The sequence below is a fragment of the Pseudomonas taiwanensis DSM 21245 genome (assembly GCF_000425785.1).
Taxonomy (GTDB): Bacteria; Pseudomonadota; Gammaproteobacteria; order Pseudomonadales; family Pseudomonadaceae; genus Aquipseudomonas; species Aquipseudomonas taiwanensis.
Map to the genome: position 1 here is coordinate 15,904 of NZ_AUEC01000021.1, position 15,027 is coordinate 30,930.

18 protein-coding genes and 1 pseudogene are annotated in these 15,027 nt (G+C 63.8%); 9 read left to right on the forward strand and 10 right to left on the reverse strand.

Annotation, left to right across the window (positions count from 1 at the left end):
• Positions 1-184: 184 nt before the first annotated feature.
• Together H620_RS27745 and H620_RS27750 are read left to right on the forward strand one after the other, a co-directional pair.
• Positions 185-409, forward strand: a pseudogene (locus tag H620_RS27745) (HAMP domain-containing protein); the annotation flags it as partial.
• A complete protein-coding gene (locus H620_RS27750; RefSeq protein WP_420876031.1) occupies positions 407-1,270 on the forward strand; it encodes a methyl-accepting chemotaxis protein in 864 nt (287 codons plus the stop codon). The pseudogene H620_RS27745 and the gene H620_RS27750, both read left to right, overlap by 3 nt.
• 323 nt (positions 1,271-1,593) lie before the next feature.
• Here the strand turns inward: H620_RS27750 and H620_RS0109660 are convergent, their stop codons facing one another.
• Positions 1,594-2,790, reverse strand: coding sequence for a benzoate/H(+) symporter BenE family transporter (locus tag H620_RS0109660; RefSeq protein ID WP_027907244.1), 1,197 nt, complete (start codon positions 2,788-2,790; stop codon positions 1,594-1,596).
• Positions 2,791-2,934: 144 nt separating this feature from the next.
• Here H620_RS0109660 and H620_RS0109665 point away from each other — a divergent pair, with 144 nt between their 5' ends.
• Positions 2,935-3,537: a glutathione S-transferase family protein gene (locus H620_RS0109665; RefSeq protein ID WP_023379317.1), complete on the forward strand. Its 603-nt coding sequence runs from the start codon at positions 2,935-2,937 to the stop codon at positions 3,535-3,537.
• A gap of 60 nt (positions 3,538-3,597) precedes the next feature.
• On the opposite strand, the gene H620_RS0109670 is transcribed toward H620_RS0109665, so the two are convergent.
• From H620_RS0109670 to H620_RS0109690, 5 genes are all read right to left on the reverse strand, one after another.
• Positions 3,598-3,963 carry a glutaredoxin family protein gene (locus H620_RS0109670; protein WP_023379319.1) on the reverse strand — a complete coding sequence of 122 codons (366 nt, stop codon included), beginning with the start codon at positions 3,961-3,963 and terminating at the stop codon, positions 3,598-3,600.
• 59 nt (positions 3,964-4,022) lie between these two features.
• Complete coding sequence (gene folE, locus H620_RS0109675) at positions 4,023-4,568, reverse strand: GTP cyclohydrolase I FolE (protein WP_023379320.1); 546 nt, start codon at positions 4,566-4,568, stop codon at positions 4,023-4,025.
• 71 nt (positions 4,569-4,639) lie between these two features.
• The gene (locus H620_RS0109680; RefSeq protein ID WP_027907245.1) at positions 4,640-5,200 is read right to left on the reverse strand and encodes a Smr/MutS family protein; all 561 of its coding nucleotides are present in this window, start codon (positions 5,198-5,200) and stop codon (positions 4,640-4,642) included.
• A gap of 92 nt (positions 5,201-5,292) precedes the next feature.
• A complete protein-coding gene (locus H620_RS0109685) occupies positions 5,293-5,613 on the reverse strand; it encodes a hypothetical protein (RefSeq protein WP_023379323.1) in 321 nt (106 codons plus the stop codon).
• 87 nt (positions 5,614-5,700) lie between these two features.
• Entirely contained in the window at positions 5,701-6,291 is a 591-nt protein-coding gene (locus H620_RS0109690; protein WP_023379325.1) for a cysteine hydrolase family protein, read from the reverse strand.
• Between the two features lie 179 nt (positions 6,292-6,470).
• Between H620_RS0109690 and prmB the strand changes: the two genes are divergently transcribed.
• Entirely contained in the window at positions 6,471-7,379 is a 909-nt protein-coding gene (gene prmB, locus H620_RS0109695) for a 50S ribosomal protein L3 N(5)-glutamine methyltransferase (RefSeq protein WP_023379327.1), read from the forward strand.
• Between the two features lie 125 nt (positions 7,380-7,504).
• On the opposite strand, the gene H620_RS0109700 is transcribed toward prmB, so the two are convergent.
• Together H620_RS0109700 and H620_RS0109705 are read right to left on the reverse strand one after the other, a co-directional pair.
• Complete coding sequence (locus H620_RS0109700) at positions 7,505-8,293, reverse strand: hypothetical protein (RefSeq protein ID WP_023379329.1); 789 nt, start codon at positions 8,291-8,293, stop codon at positions 7,505-7,507.
• Between the two features lie 105 nt (positions 8,294-8,398).
• Positions 8,399-9,361 carry an alpha/beta hydrolase gene (locus H620_RS0109705; RefSeq protein ID WP_023379330.1) on the reverse strand — a complete coding sequence of 321 codons (963 nt, stop codon included), beginning with the start codon at positions 9,359-9,361 and terminating at the stop codon, positions 8,399-8,401.
• Between the two features lie 140 nt (positions 9,362-9,501).
• Here H620_RS0109705 and aroC point away from each other — a divergent pair, with 140 nt between their 5' ends.
• The 3 genes from aroC to H620_RS0109720 all read left to right on the forward strand — a co-directional run bounded on the left by aroC (position 9,502) and on the right by H620_RS0109720 (position 12,401).
• The gene (aroC, locus tag H620_RS0109710) at positions 9,502-10,593 is read left to right on the forward strand and encodes a chorismate synthase (protein WP_023379332.1); all 1,092 of its coding nucleotides are present in this window, start codon (positions 9,502-9,504) and stop codon (positions 10,591-10,593) included.
• A 117-nt stretch (positions 10,594-10,710) separates the two neighbouring features.
• A complete protein-coding gene (locus H620_RS0109715) occupies positions 10,711-11,865 on the forward strand; it encodes an MFS transporter (RefSeq protein ID WP_023379334.1) in 1,155 nt (384 codons plus the stop codon).
• A complete protein-coding gene (locus H620_RS0109720) occupies positions 11,865-12,401 on the forward strand; it encodes an oxidase (RefSeq protein ID WP_027907246.1) in 537 nt (178 codons plus the stop codon). The genes H620_RS0109715 and H620_RS0109720 overlap by 1 nt, the downstream gene beginning before the upstream one ends.
• A gap of 75 nt (positions 12,402-12,476) precedes the next feature.
• On the opposite strand, the gene H620_RS0109725 is transcribed toward H620_RS0109720, so the two are convergent.
• Complete coding sequence (locus H620_RS0109725) at positions 12,477-12,749, reverse strand: DUF3509 domain-containing protein (RefSeq protein WP_023379336.1); 273 nt, start codon at positions 12,747-12,749, stop codon at positions 12,477-12,479.
• Positions 12,750-12,996: 247 nt separating this feature from the next.
• Between H620_RS0109725 and H620_RS0109730 the strand changes: the two genes are divergently transcribed.
• Entirely contained in the window at positions 12,997-13,527 is a 531-nt protein-coding gene (locus tag H620_RS0109730) for a hypothetical protein (RefSeq protein ID WP_023379337.1), read from the forward strand.
• A 116-nt stretch (positions 13,528-13,643) separates the two neighbouring features.
• Here H620_RS0109730 and H620_RS0109735 read toward each other — a convergent pair whose 3' ends face one another.
• Complete coding sequence (locus H620_RS0109735; RefSeq protein WP_027907247.1) at positions 13,644-14,582, reverse strand: ZIP family metal transporter; 939 nt, start codon at positions 14,580-14,582, stop codon at positions 13,644-13,646.
• A 127-nt stretch (positions 14,583-14,709) separates the two neighbouring features.
• Here H620_RS0109735 and H620_RS0109740 point away from each other — a divergent pair, with 127 nt between their 5' ends.
• Positions 14,710-14,901: a PLDc N-terminal domain-containing protein gene (locus H620_RS0109740; protein WP_023379339.1), complete on the forward strand. Its 192-nt coding sequence runs from the start codon at positions 14,710-14,712 to the stop codon at positions 14,899-14,901.
• Positions 14,902-15,027: the final 126 nt, after the last annotated feature.

Here is a 15,027-nt window from a genome sequence, read left to right on the forward strand (position 1 = left end):
TAGCGATGCCGGCTATCAGAGCGTGCTGGGTGAAGTGGCCGGGCACATCGGCAGTTTCTCCGACAAGCTCAACGAATACACCGACCTGCTGGGCAAGGAGCAGGGCATCAAGGCCCAGTTGCAGGCGCGGGCGGCCCATGTCACTGACTTGGTCGACCAGGCCTACGTAGGCCAGGAAAAGGCCATGCAGGGTGAACTCTCCCGAAACGCCCTGGCCATCGCCCTGGCCACAGGCCTGGCCTTGCTGGTCGGGATAGTGGCAGGCTGGCTGATTACCCGTGCCGTGGTCGGCCCGCTCAAGCGCGTGATTGGCCGCGCCCAGCGCATCGCCGCGGGCGAGCTGAGCCTGGAGGAGGAAGCACCTCGTCGTGATGAGGTGGGGCAACTGATGCAGGCCATGCAGCAGATGGCTGCCGGTTTGTCAGGCGTGGTCAGCGGCCTGCAGCAGGGGATCGAGCAATTGGCCGGCAGCGCCCAGGCGTTGTCGGCGGTCACCGAGCAGACCAACCGCGAGGTGGGTAGCCAGAAAGAAGAAACCGAGCAGGTGGCCACTGCCATGCAGCAGATGACCGCCACCGTGCACGATGTGGCGCGCAACGCCGAAGAGGCGGCTCAGGCGGCGCAGTCGGCCGACGACAAGGTTGGCTCCGGGCAGCAGGTGGTGCGCCAGAGCATGCAGCGTATCGAGCAGTTGGCCGCTGCGGCGGAGACCGCCAGCGCCGGTATCGACAGCCTCAGCGCAGAGATCCACACCATCGGTGATGTGCTGGCGGTGATCAAGAGCGTGGCCGAGCAGACCAACCTGCTGGCGCTAAATGCCGCCATCGAGGCGGCGCGGGCAGGGGAGCAGGGGCGTGGCTTCGCGGTGGTGGCCGACGAAGTGCGGGCCTTGGCCCGGCGTACCCGGCAATCCACCGATGAGATCGAACGCCTTGTCGCCAGCCTGCGCGGCAATGCCCAGCAATCGGTCGAGCAGATCCGTGGCAGTACCGAGCTGGTGCGCCTGGCGGTGGCCGATGCACTGCAGACCGAAAGCGCCTTGGGCAGCATTGCGGTGGCGGTGTCATTGATCCAGCAGATGAATCAGCAGATTGCCGCGGCGGCCGAGGAGCAGAGTTCGGTGGCCGAGGAGATCAGCCGCAGCGTCACGCAGATTCGTGGGAGTGCCGATCAGGCGGCATTGGCCATGCAGGACAATGCCCGGTCCAGTATCGAGTTGGCGCAGTTGGGCAGTGACCTGAAGGGGATGGTGGGGCATTTCAGGTTGTAGGGGATGGGGGGTGGTGGGATTGGCGGGGTTGGCGGGGTTGGCGCGGTTGGCGCGGTTGGCGGAAGATTTTTGGTGTTTTTGAGATCGAGCGCCGCCCGCGCGGCGCATCGCGAGCAAGGCTCGCTCCTACGTCTGTTTCGGGCCGGTAACGTCAGTGACAGGCGCGCGCGACCGCCTTGTTTGTACGACCCCAATATTGCGCCGTGCACCAAAGCGTTCGCGCCCAAATCTCACAGGCATAACTGGCCCGAAACAGACGTAGGAGCGAGCCTTGCTCGCGATGCGCCGCGCGGGCGGCGCTCGATCTCAACCGCGACCAATCCCTACCGCCGTACCTCCCGCGGATTCAGGATCATCAACGTAATCACCCCCGCCACGATCCCCCAGAACGCCGAACCGATCGAGAACAACGTCAGCCCCGACGCGGTCACCATGAAGGTGATCAACGCCGCCTCACGCTCCCGCGCCTCGCTCATGGCCACGTTCAACCCGTTCATGATCGAGCCGAACAACGCCAAGGCCGCAATCGACAACACCAGCTCTTTCGGCAACGCCGCGAACAGCGCCGCCAGGGTCGCGCCGAACACCCCCGCAATCCCGTAGAAAATCCCGCACCATACAGCTGCGGTGTAGCGCTTGCTGGGGTCTTCATGGGCATGCGGCCCGGTGCAGATAGCGGCGCTGATCGCCGCCAGGTTCACCCCGTGGGAACCAAACGGCGCCAGCAGCAACGAGGCGAAGCCGGTGGCCGAGATCAACGGCGAGGCCGGCACCTGGTAGCCATCGGCACGCAGTACCGCCACGCCAGGCATGTTCTGCGACGTCATCGCCACCACGAACAGCGGGATACCGATGCTGATGGTCGCCGCCAGCGAGAAGCTCGGGGTGGTCCACACCGGTATGGCGACCTCCAGCGTGAAGCCGCTGAAGTCCAGCAAGCCCAGGGCCCCGGACAACGCTGTGCCCACCAGTAATGCCGCCAGCACGCAGTAACGCGGCGACAGACGCTTGACCAGCAGATAACTGAAGAACATCCCCAGCACCAGTAGGGTGCGATGTTGGGCTGCGACGAAAATTTCACTGCCGATCTTGAACAGAATGCCCGCCAGCAGGGCCGAGGCCAGGGACGCCGGGATGCGTTTGACCAGGCGCTCGAAGCTGCCGGTCAGGCCGCAGACCAGCACCAGCACCGCGCAAGTGATGTAGGCGCCGATGGCTTCGCTGTAGCTCACCCCGCCAAGGCTGGTGATCAGCAGCGCCGCGCCTGGCGTGGACCAGGCCACGGTAATGGGCGTGCGGTAACGCAGCGATAGGCCGATGCTGCAGATCGCCATGCCGATCGACAGCGCCCAGATCCACGACGAGATCTGCGCGCTGGTCAGTCCGGCTGCCTGGCCGGCCTGGAACATCAGCACCAGCGAGCTGGTATAGCCGGTGAGCATGGCGATGAAGCCGGCGACCACCGCCGAAGGGGAGCTGTCTGCCAGGGGCCGCAGGCGTGCGGATGTGGCGTGGGGCATGGGTAAGTCCTTGTACGTGGATTAGCCGTTTTTTGCAGACTAACGCGAGCGCGACCGATGCTTGCGATACAGCAGGCATTGCAATTAGCCGTACAGTCGCGAACTATTGGGCACAATTGCGCAATTGCACGGGAGAAATGGGCGATGTACAAGGTTTACGGGGATTACCAGTCGGGTAACTGCTACAAGATCAAGCTGATGCTGAGCCTGCTCGACCTGCCGTATGAATGGCACTCGGTGGATATCCTCAAAGGAGAGACCCAAACGCCCGAATTCCTGGCGATGAACCCCAACGGCAAGGTCCCGGTGCTCGAGCTCGAGGATGGCACCTGCCTGTGGGAATCGAACGCCATCCTCAACTACCTGGCCGATGGCACTGAGTTCCTGCCCAGCGAGCCACGTTTGCGTACCCAGGCGCTGCAATGGCAGTTCTTCGAGCAGTACAGCCATGAGCCGTACATTGCCGTGGCGCGTTTCATCCAGTTTTACCTGGGCCTGCCGGATGAGCGTGTGGAGGAGTACCGCAAGCTGCACAAGGGCGGCTACAAGGCGCTCAAGGTGATGGAGCGCCAATTGCAGATGACGCCGTACCTGGTGGGGGATCAATATTCGATCGCCGATGTGGCGCTGTATGCCTACACCCACGTGGCGCATCAGGGCGGCTTCGATCTGGCCGATTACCCGGCAGTGCGTGACTGGTTGGCCAGGGTGGCCAGCCATCCGCGTCATGTGCCGATGAGCGAGTGAACCTGGCCTCGCCTCTTCGCCGGTTTACCTCCGCGAAGAGGCGAGCGGTCGCTATCAGGCTTACGCGAACCGCTTGTCCAGGTAGGCAATGATGTCCTTGGACTCGTACATCCAGGTCACCTTGCCCGCTTCTTCGATACGCAGGCATGGCACCTTCACCCGGCCCCCGCCTTCCAGCAGTGCCTGACGGTGCACAGGGTCGTTCTTCGCGTCGCGCAGCGCCACCGGCACGTTCAAGCGGTGCAGGGTGCGGCGTGTCTTGACGCAGAACGGGCAGGCATGGAACTGATACAGCGCAAGGCCACTGGCCTGCTGCTCGACAAGCGTCTGGGCGGCGGCATCGCGTTTGCGCTTGGCCGGGCGGCTGATCCAGTCGCCGAACACGATAAGTTGGCCGAGGCCGACCCGCAGGGCTTTGACGATCATGGGCAACTCCTGAAAATGCAAAAGCCGACCCATGGGGTCGGCTCGAGGTTACGTGCCGATCACTTGATCAGGCTGAGGAACTCGCTACGGGTGGAGGCGTTTTCGCGGAATTCGCCCAGCATCACCGACGTGAGCATGGTCGAGTTCTGCTTTTCCACACCGCGCATCATCATGCACATGTGCTTGGCTTCGATCACCACCGCCACGCCAGCAGCGCCGGTCACCTGCTGCACGGCCTCGGCGATCTGGCGGCTGAGGTTTTCCTGGATCTGCAGGCGACGGGCGAACATGTCGACGATACGGGCAACCTTCGACAGGCCCAGCACCTTGCCCTTGGGCAGGTAGGCCACATGGGCCTTGCCGATGAACGGCAGCATGTGGTGTTCGCACATCGAATACAGCTCGATGTCGCGTACCAGCACCATCTCGCTGTTGTCGGAGCTGAACAGCGCGCCGTTGGTGACTTCTTCCAGCGTCTGCTCGTAACCGCGGCAAAGGTATTTCATCGCCTTTGCAGCCCGCTTGGGCGTGTCGAGCAGGCCCTCACGGGAGACGTCCTCGCCGAGTTGGCTGAGGATCTCGGTGTAGTTCTGTTCCAGGGACATGGATCTACCTGTGGGTAAAAAATCGCAAAAACGAAGGGTACGGCGGCAAAGGCGGCGCTGCAAGCGCGGCGTTATTCGTCGCGGCCTTCCATCATGGTTCGCTTGAGCATTACATACACGGCACCAGTACCGCCGTGGCGGGCCTGGCAGGAGGTGAAGCCGAGCACTTGCGGGTGCTGGCGCAACCAGGTGTTGACGTGGCTCTTGATCATCGGGCGCTTGCCATCGAGGCGCGCGGCCTTGCCGTGGGTGACGCGCACGCAGCGCACTTCCAGCTTCGTGGCTTCGGCGATGAAGGCCCACAAGGTTTCACGGGCTTTTTCCACGGTCATGCCATGCAGGTCGAGGCTGCCCTCGAAGGCGATCTGGCCAAGCTTGAGCTTGCGGATCTGGCTTTCCTGAACGCCGTCACGGCGCCACATCAACTCATCCTCGGCACCCACGTCGATCACGAACTGGTCGGACAAACCGTCGATGACCAGCGCCTGATCGCTGCGCACGGTCGCCGCTTGGCGCAGGCCAGCCAGTTGCTTGCGATCGGCCTTGGGCTTGCCGACGTCGGCGCGGTCGTGCTTGATCGGCTTGACGCCGCGGACCTCGGCGTGGAACAGGGAAAAGTCGTCGTCTTGCATGATGCCTCCACGTGGGCGGCGTAGTTTACGCGACTGCGGGCCGCTGTGCAGCCTTGTGTCGCCAGTGCTGGCCTGTCGCCGGCGCAGCTCACTCAGTCATGCTTCTTCATCAGGTGCGGTGCCAGGTTCAACTCGCGCCCGCGACGCAAGCGAATGCGGCTGCGCCGCCAGAAGCGCACGCCCAGGTACAGCATGGACAGCCCGACCACGGTCAGGATGGCGGACAGCGGGCGGTTGGCGTTGAGCTCGGCCAGGGCAGGGTAGTTGCCCAGCAGGCCGGCGACGCCAGCCATGGCCAGCAGCACGCCAAGTGTCGCCAGCAGGGCCGAAAGGCCAGCAGCCAGGCGAGCGCCCCAGTTACGCGGCTCTCGCGTACGCAGGTGTTTGGCATCGAAACTGCCTTTGAGCTTCATTCCGAGTTCCTCTGTAGGTAGCCGGAATTGGACCTGGCGCCCGCCCTTGGGTTCCGCCCGTGTGCCGGGCGGTCATGCCGGCCGGGGTCAGATCAGGCTGGCGGTCGGAGCGACACAAGCGAAGTTGTCGGCCATCACGGCCATTTCGCACTGGTGGATCTGTGCAGCCGGAATCACGCTGTCCTTGAACGCCAGGTCGCGTGTCGCCGAGGCGTCTTCCACCAGCGTGCAACGGTAACCATAGTCCTTGGCGCGGCGCACGGTGGTGCTGACGCTGGAATGGCTCATGAACCCGCAGACGATCAGGTCCAGGTGCCCCAGCTCCTGCAGGGTCTCGTGCAGTTTGGTGTTCTTGAAGGCGTTGGGCATGCGTTTTTCGATGACGATTTCACCCTCGCGCGGCTCCAGGCCCGGAATGAACTGGCCGGCAGGCCCCTGCGGGTCGAAGCGGCCGCCGACGGTACCGAGGTGGCGGACGTGGATGATCGGACGGCCAGCCTTGCGGGCGGCGTCGAGCAACCTGGCGATGTTGGCCACGGCCTCGTCCATGCCCGACAGCATGAGAGGACCGCTCAGGTACTCTTTTTGTGCATCGATGACGATCAGGCTGGCTTGGCTCAGCTTGGCCGGCGGATAGTCGCGGCCAGTGAGGCGGAACATCGTGGTTGGAACGGACATCAAGGGCTCCTTGGGTAGGGCTTTTGTATACCTATTCTCCCTTGCCTTGGCGCCAATGGGAATGGTTGACATCGCAGGCAGCATGGTTACTGGCCTGTGGCGGATCGCCGGTGACGCGCAAGGAACATTTGTGGCGGTTGGGCTGTTAGACTTTTGTCATGTCTGAATAGGAGTACCCCGTGATCACATCCCGTCTGCGCACGCTGCGCGACCATATCCGCTGGGCGGTCAGCCGCTTCCATGAGCACGAGCTGTTCTTCGGCCACGGTGCCGACAATGCCTGGGACGAAGCCCGCCTGCTGGTGCTGGGCGCCGTGCACCTGCCCTGGGAGGTGGCCGACAGCTACCTGGATTGCCAGCTCGAGGACGATGAGCGGGTTCGCCTGCAGCACCTGCTCAAGCGCCGTATCGAAGAACGCGTACCCACCGCTTACCTGCTTGGCGAGGCCTGGTTCTGCGGCATGTCGTTCCTGGTCGACGAGCGCGTGCTGGTGCCGCGTTCGCCCATCGGCGAACTGATCGAAAAACGCTTCGAGCCTTGGCTGGCTGCCGAACCTGCGCGCATCCTCGACCTGTGCACCGGCTCGGGCTGCATCGGCATCGTGGCCGCCGATGTGTTCCCCGATGCCGAGGTCGTGCTGGCCGACCTGTCATTCCAGGCCCTCGAAGTGGCCAACCAGAACATCGAGCGCCATGGCCTGGACGGGCGGGTGTACACGGTTCAGGGCGATGGTTTCGACGGTCTGCCGGGGCAGCGTTTCGACCTGATCCTGTCCAATCCGCCGTATGTCGATGCCGAGGACTTCGGCGACATGCCGGCCGAGTATCACCATGAACCAGAAATGGGCCTGGCCTGTGGCAACGACGGACTCGACCTGGTGCGGCGGATGCTCGCCGAAGCGGCTGATCACCTGACCGAAAAGGGCCTGATGATCGTGGAGGTGGGCAACAGCCAGGTGCATGTCGAGGCGTTGTACCCCGAGGTCGATTTCGCCTGGCTGGAGTTCGAGCGGGGCGGGCATGGCGTGTTCATGCTGACGGCCGAGCAGTGCCGCCAGCATCAGGAGTTGTTCAAGGCCAGGGCTTGAGGTGATCCCCTCGCAAGCGAGGCTCGCTCCTACGGTCACCCTGCTGTGTAGGAGCGCGCCTTGCTCGCGATGCGCCGCGCGGGCGGCGCTCGGTCTCACAGGCGCCAGAAAGCTCTAGCCAGCCCTCAGCGTGTAGCAATCCAGATCAACAACCCCGCCTGGAACACTGCAAACGCCACCAGGCAAGTGATGGTAAAGCGCAATCCGCTGTCTTCGCGACGGTACTTGGCCACCCGCTCATCACGCTCGCGCAGCTGCGCTTCCTTTTCCTGCAACTGCTGCTCGGCACTCTGCAGCATGTTCGCTGCATCGAGGATCTCGACCCGCTGCACCTTCTCGCTGTTCCAGCCCACCTTCAGCTGGCCCACCGTGGCTTCGACGGTGCGACCTTTCATGTGCTGAGGGTCGGCGTACTCCACCTCAAGGCCAGTGGCGCGCAGGAACTGGTCGCGGCGCAGGCGTGAATCTTCGTTCAGCGCATCCTTGCTGGGCAGGGTGAAGCCTTCGACCCGGTAGTGCGACCACTTGCGCTGCAGCCATTGCACCGCCTGGGACAACATGAAGCGGCCGAGGCCACGGTTGAGCGGTTCCAGTTGCAAACCGTTGCTGTCACCGATCGTCACCCGGCGCTCGGCGTGGTCCACACGCACATCCAGCTGGTTCTGTTCCTTGCGCACTTTCTGCCCTGGCAGGCGGATTTCCATGCGCAGCAGGCTGTGGTCCTTGTCGTGGCGTTCGGCATAGCCGAACTGCACGAAACGCTGCGGCCGTGCACCGCTGTTGCGGTCAGTGGGCAAGGCAGCCAGGCGCAGCAACTGGAAGTGCTCGACGGCCAGGTCGGTCCAGGGCAGCGGGGCGCTTTCCGGGGCTTGCGGCTCTTCGGTCGCGTCTACGGAGGCGGGGGCATCGGTCATTACGGCAGTCCTCATCAGTGCAGCCAGGCTGGGCGCAATGGCGACGCCAGCATCCGGTTATCGGCCGATCCGCCCAGGACGTGAGCGCAATCTATGCCGATACCTTCAGGCCGACGGCAGATGATGGATGAACGTGACGACCCGCTCGCCCAGTTCGCGGGCCAGCGGCAGTTCAGGGTTGAGGTAGCTGTCGCGCTGCTCGCTCATGGCCTTGGGGCTGATGCGCAGCATGTGGTTCATGCCGTCGATCAGCACCAGTTGCGCGTCCGGTTTGGCTGCCTTCAGGCGCTCGGCGTCGGCCACGTCGACCTGCACATCGTTGCGGCCCTGGACGATCAGGGCTGGCATGGGCAGTTGAGCGAAGGCGGCGGCCGGATTCTGCCGCAGCAGCGTGATCAGGTAAGGCTGCACGCTGGGGCGGAATACCTGGCGCAGGGGGGCGGGTACATCCAGGCTGGTCTGTCCTGCCTGCAAGCGGTCGAGCAGCGCGCTGCCGCGGGCGAGTTGGGCAGGCGGCAGGCGCTTGGCCAGTTGCTCGCGCAGCACTTCGGCCAGGGGGCGACCGCTGCCGGCCAGGGTGATCACGGCGCTTGCGCCGGCCTGTTCGGCGGCCAGGCTGGCGATCAGCGCACCTTCGCTATGGCCGATCAGGATCAGTGGGCCAAAACGCGGGTCGGCCTTGAGCTTGCGGCTCCAGGCCACGACATCGGCGACGTAGCGCTCGACGCTGAGGTCGCGCTCGTCCGGTGTGGCCGGTTGGCTGGCGGCGACGCCGCGCTTGTCGTAGCGCACACTGGCGATGTGTTCGTTGGCCAACAGCAGGGCGAGGCGCTTGAGGTTGTCGACCCGTCCGGCGGCAGGGTTGTTGCCGTCACGGTCGGTAGGGCCGGAGCCGGCGATGATCAGCACCACCGGTGGCGGTGTGTCCTGTTGCGGCAGCAGCAGGCTGCCATGCAGCACGCCCTGGCCGGTGTCCAGGTCGATGGGGCGTTGCAGCACAGTAGGGGCGGCGGCCTGGGCCAGGCCGGAGCACAGCAGCAAGAACAAAGCGACCAGGCGCGACATCATGCGGTACTACATAGGGAGGTGTCGGTTGGACCCCTCATTCACGGGAAGGTTCGGCGGGTTGGCGATAGCCCCCTCACACATAGCCAATCCTCTGTATACTGCCCGCTTTCGATCACCTCAGGCAGACTCGCGGAGCGTCCATGTCCGGTAATACCTACGGCAAGCTGTTCACTGTCACCACCGCTGGCGAAAGCCATGGCCCGGCGTTGGTCGCCATTGTCGATGGATGCCCACCGGGCCTTGAGATCTCCCTGGCCGACCTGCAGCACGATCTCGATCGTCGCAAGCCTGGCACCAGCCGTCACACCACCCAGCGCCAGGAGCCCGATGAAGTCGAGATTCTCTCGGGTGTGTTCGAAGGCCGCACCACCGGTTGCTCGATCGGCTTGCTGATTCGCAACACCGACCAGAAGTCCAAGGACTACTCGGCGATCAAGGACCTGTTCCGCCCGGCCCATGCCGACTACACCTACCACCACAAGTACGGCATCCGCGACTACCGCGGCGGTGGCCGCAGCTCGGCCCGCGAAACTGCGATGCGCGTGGCTGCCGGCGCCATCGCCAAGAAGTACCTGGCCACCCAGGGCATCCGTGTGCGTGGCTACATGAGCCAGCTGGGCCCGATCGAAATTCCGTTTCAGACCTGGGACTCGGTGGAAGAGAATGCCTTCTTCAGCCCCAACCCGGCCAAGGTGCCTGAGCTGGAGGCCTACATGGACCAGCTGCGCCGCGACCAAGACTCGGTCGGTGCCAAGATCACCGTGGTCGCAGAGGGCGTGATGCCTGGCTTGGGCGAGCCGATTTTCGACCGCCTCGACGCGGAACTGGCCCACGCCCTGATGAGCATCAACGCGGTCAAGGGCGTGGAAATCGGCGCAGGCTTCGCCAGCGTTGCCCAACGGGGCACCGAGCACCGCGACGAGCTGACCCCGGAAGGTTTCCTCAGCAACAACGCTGGCGGCATCCTGGGCGGTATCTCGTCGGGTCAGCCGATCGTCGCGCACCTGGCGCTGAAGCCGACGTCGAGCATCACCACTCCTGGCCGCTCCATCGATGTGGACGGTAACCCGGTAGAGGTGGTGACCAAGGGCCGTCACGACCCGTGCGTCGGCATCCGCGCCACACCGATCGCCGAAGCGATGATGGCCATTGTGCTGATGGATCACCTGCTGCGCCACCGCGCGCAGAACGCCGACGTCAAGGTCGCCACACCGGTGCTGGGCCAGCGCTGATGCTTCAGTTGGCTCGGTGTTGATCGTACCGAACCTATCGCCGTCCAGTCGGCTCCCGCAAGCACACGGCTGTGGGGGCTGGCTTGCCAGGTATTAATGCACTACCGGCCTGCCCCCATGCCCCCGATTCCCTACTGGCGCCTGTCCAGCTTCTACCTGTTCTACTTCGCCCTGCTCGGTTCCACCGCCCCGTTCCTGGCGCTGTACTTCGACCACCTGGGTTTCTCCCCGGCGCGCATCGGCGAGCTGGTCGCCATCCCCATGCTGATGCGCTGCATCGCTCCGAACCTGTGGGGCTGGCTGGGTGACCGCAGTGGCCAGCGCCTGCTGATCGTGCGCCTGGGGGCGTTGTCGACGCTGGCGACCTTCTCGTTGATCTTCTTCGGCAAGAGCTACGCCTGGCTGGCGCTGGTCATGGCCTTGCACGCGTTCTTCTGGCACGCAGTACTGCCCCAGTTCGAAGTCATCACGTTGGCCCACCTGCATGGCCAGACCTCGCGTTACAGCCAAGTGAGGCTGTGGGGCTCGATCGGTTTCATCCTAACGGTGGTCGGGCTGGGTCGGTTGTTCGAGTGGTTGAGCCTGGATATCTACCCGGTCGCCCTGGTGACCATCATGGCCGGTATCGTCCTGGCCAGCCTGTGGGTACCCAACGCCCAGCCGGTGGAGCAGGGCGAGCGCAGCACGGCCGGGGGCTTTGTGCGCCAGTTGATGGCGCCAGGCGTGATGGCGTTCTATCTCTGCGTGGCGTTGATGCAGCTCAGCCATGGGCCTTACTACACCTTCCTGACCCTGCACCTGGAGCATCTGGGTTACAGCCGTGGGGCCATTGGCCTGCTGTGGGCGCTGGGCGTGGTCGCCGAAGTGCTGGTGTTCATGTTCATGAGCCGGATCTTTGCGCGGTTCTGCGTGCAGCGGGTGCTGCTGGCCAGTTTCCTGTTGGCGGCGTTGCGCTGGCTGCTCTTGGGCAACCTGGCGGGTGAGCCTGCAGTGCTGGTTTTCGCCCAGGTGCTGCACGCGGCCACCTTCGGCTGCTTCCACGCCGCCGCCATCGCGTTCGTGCAATCGAGCTTCGGCGCGCGCCAGCAAGGCCAGGGGCAGGCGCTGTATGCGGCGCTCTCGGGAACCGGTGGTGCGCTGGGCGCTCTCTACTCAGGCTACAGCTGGAAATTGCTGGGGCCGACCTTCACCTTTGGTATGGCCAGCGCCGCAGCCCTGGCGGCAGCCGTTATCATTGCCCTACGTTCGAAACCGACCAGGACACGTCACTGATGAGCATCCTCAGCGTTTTTCACCCGTCCAGCCCGGACCTGCCGAACAAGGTGCTGACCCACCACGATGACATCGCCGCCACCTTGGCCGAGCAGGGCGTGCGCATCGTTCATCGCCCCCATGCCCTTCGTGTGCGGCCCGGCAGTCATCCGGACGAAGTGCTGGAGGCTTGCCGCGAGCACCTCGACCAATTGATGACCGCCCATGGCTGCCAGGCCTTCGCCGTGCTCAACCGCGACGGTGCCGACCTGGCCCAGACCGATCTGCGTGACGAGCATGTGCAGGATGCCGATGAGGTGTTCGCCGTGGTGTCCGGACGTGCCCAGGTTGGCATGCGTTTGGGGGACTACGTCTATGCGGTGCTGTGCGAGAAGGGGGACGAGCTGATGATCCCGGCAGGCGTCCGGCGTTGGATCGACCTGGGTGACAACCCGTTCTGCGTGGCATTGCGATTGTTCGCCAATGAGCAGGGGCGACAGGCGCGGTTCACTGGCGATGAGACGGCGCGACAGTTCGCCGGGTTTGACGAGCTGTGAATCAGTGCTTCATCGCTGGCAAGCCGGCTTACCACAGGTAGGTGCAGGCTTGCCGGCGATGAGGCCCGTCAACGTTCAACGGTAGGTTGGCAGTGCGAACCGCTGTTGGCTCTGCAGCATCGAAATCACTGGCAATTCACTGGCTTGTTCCGCCAGATCGCGACGGATGGCACTGATCGCCCAGGACAGCTGCTCAGCGCTGTGCAACTGCGCGTAGCTCAGCACGCGTCGAGTCACCTTGCCGTCGGCAGCCCGCAAGGTCAGCAGGACGCCGCCGTCGGGTCGAGGCTGGGTGGTGACCTGATAGGCCGAAAACACCGAGACGAACTTTTCCTGGATGAGGTCCATATCAACTCCTGACTGTAGGTGGCAGACGTGAGTGGATATTTGCAGTGACCGTGCCAGTCGCAGTCTTGAATAAAATCCTTTTAAATCAATAAGTTAAATCGTTTCTGTAGTGTGAATATCGTGCAGGATGCAAGGTCGTGCATTTTGCACAGTGCATTTTGCACGGTCGCCGCCATGGCGGGCGGTTAACGGTCAACCGGCGTTTGCGGCTATCCTTGGCGACTTTTCACCCGTTGCAGGCTCCCCCATGAAAAACCAGTTGCTCGAACTCATCAGCCTCATCAGCGCCGGATGCATGCGCGAGGAAGACATCGAGCGCATCGCCGACGAGGCTGCCCAAGCCTACGCCGACCCTGCCGCCTTCCTGGCCGCCAACCCGGACATCAACTACGACGACACTTTTCCCATTCCGCTCGGCGAGTGGGTGGTGCTCGGCAGCTTGCCGGATACCGTGGTGTTCCAGGCAGACACCTATCAGGACCTGTTCCAGCAAATCAGCGACTCGTTCGACAAGAGCGTGCCGTTCACCCTCAAACCCAAGCAATTGGCGCGTGCCGAACCGCTGACCGCACTCAATCGCATCCAGGTGCAGATGGGGGCGCTGAACAAGGAAGCCGGCGGCTACGTGCTGTTGAATTTCAGTCAGTTGCTCGATGATGAGTTGCAGATGGTGATGGTGGGCCAGAACGATCTGGCGCGGGTACTGGAACTGGGCGAGGCGGTTGGCATCAAGGTCGAGCCAGCGCTGGAAGCCCTGAAAGTGGCGGTGCACGTCTGACGTCATCGGCGACTGGCTGATGACAGGGCCCTCACAGGGCAGGTTCCTCCAGCCGTCCAGCACCTGTGGTGCAGCCTTGCCTTGGGACAGGGGCGCACAGCGCCCCTCCTTCAGCGTCAACCCAGCGCCGTGTCCAGGAACATCATGACCCCAAAGCCACCCATCAACCCCAGGGTTGCCGCCGTCTGGTGGCCATTGCGGTGGGTTTCGGGAATCACCTCGTGGGAGACCACGAAAATCATCGCCCCTGCCGCCAGCCCCATGCTGATGGGGTAGGCCAGGGCAAAGCCGGTGGAAATCCCCAGCCCGATCACCGCACCCAAGGGCTCCATCAGCCCTGAACCGATCGCCACCAGAGCCGCCTTGAAGTTCGACAACCCCGTGGCGCGCAACGCCAGGGCGACCGCCAGGCCTTCGGGAATATCCTGAATGGCGATGGCGCTGGTCAGCGGCAAGCCGATGGCCATGTCACCGTTCGCGAAGCTCACGCCAATGGCCATGCCCTCTGGCAGGTTGTGCAAGGTGATCGCCAGTACGAACAGCCACACGCGGCTGACCCGCTCGGCGTCCGGCCCGCATGGGCCAGTGCTTTCATGTTCGTGCGGGGTGAAGCGGTCCAGGCCCAGCATCAGCAGCACGCCAAGGCCCATGCCCAGCACCACGGTGAAAGCGGCAGCAGGGCCATTGCCGGTGATCTCGCGGGCTGCATCCAAGCCCGGCAGAATCAGAGAGAAGGAACTGGCCGCAAGCATCATGCCGGCGGCAAAGCCGAGCATCACATCCTGGCTGCGAGCGCTCACATCGCGCATCACCACCGCCAGCACCGCCCCCAACGCGGTAGCGCCGAAACCGGACAACCCGCCCAGCAGCGCCAGGTGCAGGTTGTTGGCATGGTCGCCATTCACCGCGTTCCATAGGCTCGCCGCCAGCAGTATCAGGATCGCCAGCAGGCTTAGCCCCAGGCCTGCGCTCAGCCAGGGCGTGTTCAGGGCTTGTTGCCGCCAGGCGTTCAACCAAGAATGCGCCGTGGCTGTCGGGGAGTGGGCTGGGGGCATGTGAACCTCGATTCAGTCGATACAGGCAGTCTAACCAGTGACCCGCGCGCCAGGCCAAGGATTCCCTTCTATCAGGGCGATAGCCTGACTATGCTCACCCCGACAGTCTTTCAACAGGAGCGTATACATGGGTTCCACATTCAACAGCCTGGTGGGCCTGATCATTCTGGCCCTGGATATCTGGGCGATTCTCAACGTGATCAAAAGTGGCCGCGAAGTCGGCGTCAAGGTCCTGTGGATCCTGCTGATCGCCTTGCTGCCGGTGGTCGGCCTGATCATCTGGGCGATCGCCGGGCCCCGGGGCAACATCCGCTTCTGATCGCCAGCCAAGGGCTGCACCGGTAGCGGGCCGGTGCAGACACCGTTGCAAATGACCCGTGACAAAATTTTCACATTGGTTTAAACACAATCCGCAGCCGCACTTGCTGCGTTGGACTATGCTCAG